General features: G+C 59.7%; 5 protein-coding genes. 3 read left to right on the top strand and 2 right to left on the bottom strand.

Annotation, left to right across the window (positions count from 1 at the left end; genetic code table 11):
• Positions 1-50 precede the first annotated feature (50 nt).
• Positions 51-1,952 (bottom strand): BCCT family transporter, encoded by a 1,902-nt coding sequence (locus QMK32_RS05045; protein ID WP_283473410.1) that lies wholly within the window; start codon positions 1,950-1,952, stop codon positions 51-53.
• 369 nt (positions 1,953-2,321) lie between these two features.
• On the opposite strand from QMK32_RS05045, the gene nhaA reads away from it, so the two are divergent.
• The 3 genes from nhaA (at position 2,322) to QMK32_RS05030 (ending at position 6,062) form a co-directional block, all read left to right on the top strand.
• Complete coding sequence (gene nhaA / locus QMK32_RS05040; RefSeq protein ID WP_283473408.1) at positions 2,322-3,644, top strand: Na+/H+ antiporter NhaA; 1,323 nt, start codon at positions 2,322-2,324, stop codon at positions 3,642-3,644.
• A 213-nt stretch (positions 3,645-3,857) separates the two neighbouring features.
• On the top strand, positions 3,858-4,217 hold the full coding sequence (locus QMK32_RS05035; protein ID WP_283473406.1) for a helix-turn-helix domain-containing protein: 360 nt from the start codon (positions 3,858-3,860) through the stop codon (positions 4,215-4,217).
• 528 nt (positions 4,218-4,745) lie between these two features.
• Positions 4,746-6,062 (top strand): NAD(P)/FAD-dependent oxidoreductase, encoded by a 1,317-nt coding sequence (locus tag QMK32_RS05030; protein ID WP_283473405.1) that lies wholly within the window; start codon positions 4,746-4,748, stop codon positions 6,060-6,062.
• Here the strand turns inward: QMK32_RS05030 and QMK32_RS05025 are convergent.
• Positions 6,059-6,586 carry an SRPBCC domain-containing protein gene (locus tag QMK32_RS05025; protein ID WP_283473404.1) on the bottom strand — a complete coding sequence of 176 codons (528 nt, stop codon included), beginning with the start codon at positions 6,584-6,586 and terminating at the stop codon, positions 6,059-6,061. The two genes, QMK32_RS05030 and QMK32_RS05025, sit on opposite strands and share 4 nt — an antisense overlap.
• Positions 6,587-6,635 lie beyond the last annotated feature (49 nt).

The following is a 6,635-nucleotide window of genomic DNA, read 5'->3' as shown; positions in this document are numbered from 1 at the left end:
GATCTGGTACTCGATCCGGGCACGACTGTCGACAAGAACGCAGATGACTTCTAGTCAGATCGGTCGGAAGACTGGGTCTGCACTTGTCCCTCTGCCTTCTGCGCATGGCCTTCCGCGGAGTCGACGAACTCCTGAGAGTCGAACACCTCTCCACCGAGTGGATCGCGTCGTGCCTCGCCGGGTGAGTACTCGACGGCACCGGTGTCCGGGTGGATTCCGATCTGGTCGGACGAAAGCTGGTGGACAGCGACGACTACGTGCCCCGCGCTTGGTGTAGTGAGATTCTCCCGAGACGGCGCGAGACCGGAGAAGGTCGAGGAGATTCCGGCACCACGCTTGCGACGCCCTGGAACGTCGGACTTACCTTCAGCGTTCACCAATGCGCCATTCGAGGTCTCGCCAGTCGCGGTGATTCGGACGTAGTTGGGGGTAGTGGCAACGTCGTAGTGGAAAGCCTTGAGCATCGAAATGCACGCAAGGACAAGGACTATCGAGAACGGCACCGCCGTCGCGATCGATGCTGTTTGCAGTGCGGTGAGCGATCCGGAACCGCCGATCAGAAGCAGAATCGCTGCGGCGACGCCCTCGAGAACTGCCCAGTACACCCGGGTGATCTTCGGGGTGTCGAGATCACCACCCGTGGACAGGATGTCGATCACCAAGGACCCTGAGTCCGAAGACGTGACAAAGAAGAACACCACCACCAAGATCGCCAAAACACTCGTGACCGTGGCAAGCGGAAAACCGTCGAGCAAGGCGAACAGGGTGGTGTTGGTGTCGACCTCCCCGGCTGCGGTGAGCATGTCGCCGTCGTTGCGTTGCCGCAGGATACCTGCGTCACCGAAGATGGTGAACCACAACGAACCTATGATGGTCGGTGCGAGCAGCACTCCGAAGACGAACTGACGGATGGTGCGCCCACGCGAGATGCGGGCGATGAACATACCCACGAACGGGGCCCAGCTCATCCACCAGCCCCAGTAGAAGATCGTCCACGCCCCAGCCCAACCATCATCGGCGAATGGTGAGGTGCGCAACATCAGCTCGGGCAGGGCTTGGACGTAGCCACCGAGGTTCTGCACCCAGGACTGCATCAAGAACAAAGTAGGTCCGAGGATCAGTACGAATACTGCCAAGCTGGCAGCGAGCACCATATTGATGTTGGAGAGCCATTTGAGACCCTTCGACACGCCGGAGACTACCGAGAATGTTGCCAGTCCGGTGACACCTGCGATGAGGATGATCGTCAACCAGTTACTGCTCTCGATCCAGCCCAGGTACTCGAGTCCCGCTGAAATCTGCTGGACACCGAAGCCGAGCGAGGTCGCGACACCGAACATAGTCCCGACGATTGCAATGACGTCGATGACGTGACCGATGGTGCCTTCGATGCGCTTACGACCGAGCAAGGGCTCCAGGAGCCATCGAACGGAGAGTGGGCGACCCTTGCGGTAGGTCATATAGGCGAGGCCCAGTCCGACGACCACGTAGATCGCCCACGCATGCAAACCCCAGTGGTACAGCGTGAGTTCCATGGCCTGGTTCGCGGCACCGTCGGTGGAACCTTCGATTCGTCCGGCTTCCGGCGGATTGACGTAGTGCGAGAGAGGCTCCGCGACGCCGTAGAACACCAGGCCGATGCCCATCCCAGCGCTGAAGAGCATCGCGAACCAGGAGAGGACACCGAACTCGGGCTTCTCGTCGTCGCGTCCGAGGCGGATGTTGCCGATTCGGCTGATGCCGCAATACAGGGCGAACAAGACGAATCCGGTGGCACTGAGGATGTACCACCAGCCGACACCGTTGGTAATTGCAGTGTTCAGGGATTCGAACGCATCGGACGCGGTACTGGCGAAGACCACCGAGAAGATGATCATTGCGAAAATTATCAGTGAGGCCGGTATGAACACCGGTTTGCGTAGGCCACGCCACGCTGAGATCACAGAATTCATATCGAGGAAGATCCCTTGCATTGCTTGATGGAAATGTAGAAAAAGTGATATTGATTCCAACTTACGGTAATGCGACCGGTGAACCTCCACCAAATCGACAGGTCTCGTTTGCGGTCGGGCAATAGATCTGCAGCGGTGGCGATTAACCGACGGGACGGTATCCGACGCCGCGCCAACCTGCTGTGAGTGGCGATTGCATCTGTTCGATTGTCGTTCGGTCGATGTAACCGATAAACTAACCACCGGTGCGCCGGGAAGTCTGGTCGGCATGGTTCGACCATGCTCAAATGCTTGCCGATTCAGCCGGACGTCCCGTCAGTAGAGCGTCGTTACGGTGGCTGGGGACGCTCAACGAAAGGCTCGCCACATATGTCGTCCAACTCGCAACGGCTGCCACTGTTCTCTCGTGGATCCTGGTCCGAAGCGGACCGTGTCGCCGCGATTCTCCGCAAGGAAACCGTCGGCGGCATCTTGCTGCTCATTGCCGCAGTCGCTGCGTTGACGTGGGCGAATTCGCCGTGGTCCGACGGTTACGAGTCCTTGATGAACGTCAAGTTCGGGCCGTCGGCGTTACATCTGGATCTCACGCTGTCGACGTGGGCGGCCGACGGTCTCTTGGCGATCTTCTTTTTCGTCGTCGGTCTGGAACTCAAGCGCGAATTCGTTGCCGGTGATCTGCGCGACCCTCGGCGTGCGGCACTGCCCATTGCAGCCGCGGTGGGCGGCATGGTCGTTCCGGCGCTGATATTCGTCGCGCTCAACAGGACTACCGGTGATGGCGCCCTACAGGGTTGGGCAATTCCCACCGCGACCGATATCGCGTTTGCGGTCGCGATCCTTGCCGTAATCGGTACGCATTTGCCCACTGCGCTACGGACATTTCTGCTCACGCTCGCTGTGGTCGATGATCTTCTCGCGATCACCGTGATTGCGATTTTCTATACCGACGAGGTGAACTTCGTTGCTCTCGGATTGGCGTTGATTCCGCTGGCATTGTTCACTCTCGCGGTGCAGAAGCGGGTCCGTTCCTGGTGGATACTCATCCCGCTCGCGGTGATTACTTGGGTGTTGATACACGACTCTGGCATTCACGCCACTGTCGCCGGTGTCTTGCTCGGATTCGCCGTCCCAGTGGTGCGTAGTCGCGCAGGTGGTGGGCCGGATGCCGGCCCAGGTCTCGCGGAACATTTCGAGCATCGAATCCGTCCGTTGTCGGCTGGAGTGGCTATCCCTGTCTTCGCGTTCTGCGCCGCGGGAGTCACCGTTGGCGGGTTCAGTGGTTTGACCAGTGCACTCAGTGATCCGATTGCTCTCGGCATCATCGCCGGCCTTGTGCTGGGCAAAACAATCGGCATTTTCGGAACGACGTTCGTGTTGTCGAAATTTACGCGCGCATCACTCGACAAGTCTGTGCAGTGGATCGATGTTGTCGGAATTTCGATGCTCGCAGGCATCGGCTTTACGGTCTCGTTGTTGATCGGTGACCTTGCCTTCGGGCCCGGCACCGAACGCGATGATCACGTCAAGATCGGCGTCCTGGCGGGATCGATCCTGGCCGCACTGCTCGCTTCTGCCTTATTGCGCATTCGCAACAAGGTGTACAAGCGGATTTACGAAGAAGAGACCTGCGACGACGACAACGACGGTATCCCCGACATCTATCAATCGGACACAGTTGGTCGAGACAACTAGTCGGGACAATGACCGCCTGTCGATCCAGATAAACCTGCTGTGGCCAAGGTAGACATCGTTGCAGCGTGAACGGTATTATTCCACTGATTCGACCCGGGGCGTGGGACGCTCGTGTCGTTTCAGGTAAATGGACCAGGCTTGGCGCCTTGAACGGTGTTGCTCGTGTGTCGGTCTCCAGGTGCCGGCCAGTTGCGGGCTCATCCGGAAGGTGTTGTGAACCAAAGTAATAGCGATGTGAACGAAACGTCGGCAAGTGACAAGTTCGACGATCAGCATTACCCGGCGTACAACATCGGTACTGCCGCACAGATGTTGAATGCGACTCCCGGATTTCTGCGTAGCCTCGACGAGGCGAACCTGTTGATTCCTCACAGATCCGAGGGCGGGCACCGGCGGTATTCTCGCTTCCAACTCAGAATTGCGTCGAGGGTCCGTGATCTGCTGGACCAGGGGACTGCGCTCGACGCCGCGTGCCGCATCGTCGTTCTCGAGGATCAGCTTTCTGCCGCTCGCCGTGCCAATGCGCATCTTCAAGAAGTCATCGACGGTACAGGCGGGGCACCCGAAGCCTGAGTCATCGATCCGCTGCACACGCGGTGGGATGACTGTTGTGGTGTAAGCGAAGACGAAGGGCCCCGGTGCATGATCGCACCGGGGCCCTGGTGGGGAATTACTACCATCTATTTCCACTTGCCTGATGACACTGCGGTGTTCGCCCGAAAACGACAACAGGGGCGAACTGACGATGCAACTCCTCCCTTCTTCCAATTACCAACTAGACCTGCTCGTACTGCACCTGCACCGGCGGTGACGCGAGAACTGAAACCGACGTTCTCGGTATGCATCGTCTTCCTGCCGTTCTTCTCGCGGGTAGTTCGTCCTCTCCCGCGCTTCTCGATCTCTTCTTTCGTGTACGAGAACTACTGTAAACGAACGAAACCACAATGTCTACCCCGACCACCATAGATTTTTAGGAGTGTTCACCCGAGCCTCCACTGCCGGTCTATCTTCGATGACTGGACCCGAAACTTCGCGAGGAGAACCATCCATGTTTATGACGCCGTCTGCGCCCAACCCGGTTCACCGCAGTGGTCGCGCTTCATGATCGCGCATGGTCGTCCTCGAGTGTTGATAGTCGGCGGCGGATTCGGTGGTCTGTATGCCGCACGCGCACTACGTCGCAGCGACGTGGATGTCACGGTGCTGGAGCGCGGAACGAGTCATGTCTTTCAACCGCTGCTCTACCAATGTGCGACGGGATTGGTGTCCGAAGGATCCATCTCGAGTCCACTCCGGCATCTACTACGCAAGCAAAAGAATGCTCGCGTCGCGCTCGGCGAGGCCACGACTGTAGATCCCGACGCGCGGGTGGTGACCGCGAGCAGGTTCGACGGCTCGACCTACGAGTTCACCTACGACTACCTCGTCGTGGCTGCAGGTATGCGGCAGTCATACCACGGTCACGATGACTACATCCAGTACGCGCCGGGCATGAAAACGCTCGACGACGCTTTGACCGTCCGGCGCAAGCTGATCGCCGCGTTCGAGATGGCAGAGTCACTGCCCAATGCGGAGGACCGTCGACCTTGGTTGACGTTCGCCGTTGCAGGCGGAGGACCGACGGGCGTGGAGTTGGCCGGACAGATCCGCGAGCTCGCAATCAGGGCGCTGGCTCACGAGTTCAGCTCCATCGACCCAGGCGAGGCGCGGGTGCTTCTACTCCACGGCGGCGATCGGGTCCTGCCCTCGTTCGACAAGAAGCTGTCCGCTGCGGCGCAGAAGACCCTCGATGCCGTCGGCGTCGAAACGCACTTGGGTGTGCACGTCACCGATGTCACCGGCGGTGACGTGGAAACCACGTCGAAGGCGGAGCCGAAGACGGTCACTCGTTACGACACTCGAACCGTGCTGTGGACGGCGGGCGTCGAAGCAGTTCCGTTTGCTCGGCAACTTGCGGGAGCGCTCGGTGTCGAGCAGGACCGATCGGGACGAATTGCTGTCGAGTCGGATCTATCGGTGCCGGGCCACCGCAACGTGTGGGTCGTCGGCGACTTGATGTCCTATCAGGATCTCGCGGGCGTCGCCGAGGTCGCCATGCAGGGTGGGCGTCACGTCGGTTCGCTCATCGCCACCGATCTGGGCGACCCGACTGCCTCACGACAGGCGTTCCGATACCGAGACTTCGGCACCGCGGCCTACATCTCCCGCGGGCACGCGCTCGTACAGGCCGGACCGCTGCGGATGTCCGGGTTCCTCGGCTGGGTGTCCTGGGGAGTTATCCACATCGCGTTTCTCTCGGGGGCCCGCAATCGCGTCGGCACGCTGATCAACTGGGCTGCAACTCTGGCGACCGGTTCTCGCCGCGAGCGAGCGATCACCTTCGGCGACCCGGAAACTGCGCGCAGGCCCTACCGCTAGCGGGGCGATAGTGAGGAGTAGTACTCCGCCTGGGCAGGGTAGTAGTCGTCGAAACTCGGCAGTGGCTCCTCGTTTCGAGAGTTGACGAGCATGTCGAGGTAGTACTCCCATCCGGGACCTATTTCGCCGATCCCTTCGGTGTCGCTCAGATGTTGGATCAGCGTCACTAATGTGGTGCCCTGGGACTCGGTCAGGAGCACTTCCATGCTCCAGCTTCCGGCATCGTGGATCATCGAGACCGCCAGTCGCGACGGCGCCTCGCAGGCGTCGATGCGCATCACGGACCAGGGTGTACCTTCCTCGAAAGCCATCTGAACACGAATCATGTTCTCCAGCAATCGTTCCCATGGGCCGAACCATAACGCGGTGCGGTCGGATTCGGTGAGCGATGCCCAGACGTCCTCTCGGGAGGCTGCAATCTCTCGGGTCAACTCGAGATCGATACCGTCGGCCGCCCGGCGGAGGATTCCGGTGGGATTCATCGGCCAATTATGCACCGTTGCCAGTTGATCGAGTGACTTCATCGCTTGACCCTGACACTGTGACAAGGAGTGGAGTAGTCGAGTGAAGGAG

The sequence above is a fragment of the Rhodococcus sp. H29-C3 genome, assembly GCF_030063405.1.
Taxonomy (GTDB): domain Bacteria; phylum Actinomycetota; class Actinomycetes; order Mycobacteriales; family Mycobacteriaceae; genus Rhodococcoides.
Note: the sequence above shows the minus strand (reverse complement) of the source record. Positions and strands in the feature narration are given on the sequence as shown.

What these genes read in the sequence shown, in the direction of transcription:
- nhaA (WP_283473408.1), top strand. Translation starts at nt 2,322, where the DNA reads ATGTCGTCCAACTCGCAACGGCTGCCACTGTTCTCTCGTGGATCCTGG.
- QMK32_RS05030 (WP_283473405.1), top strand. Translation starts at nt 4,746, where the DNA reads ATGATCGCGCATGGTCGTCCTCGAGTGTTGATAGTCGGCGGCGGATTC.
- QMK32_RS05025 (WP_283473404.1), bottom strand. Translation starts at nt 6,586, where the DNA reads ATGAAGTCACTCGATCAACTGGCAACGGTGCATAATTGGCCGATGAAT.
- QMK32_RS05045 (WP_283473410.1), bottom strand. Translation starts at nt 1,952, where the DNA reads ATGAATTCTGTGATCTCAGCGTGGCGTGGCCTACGCAAACCGGTGTTC.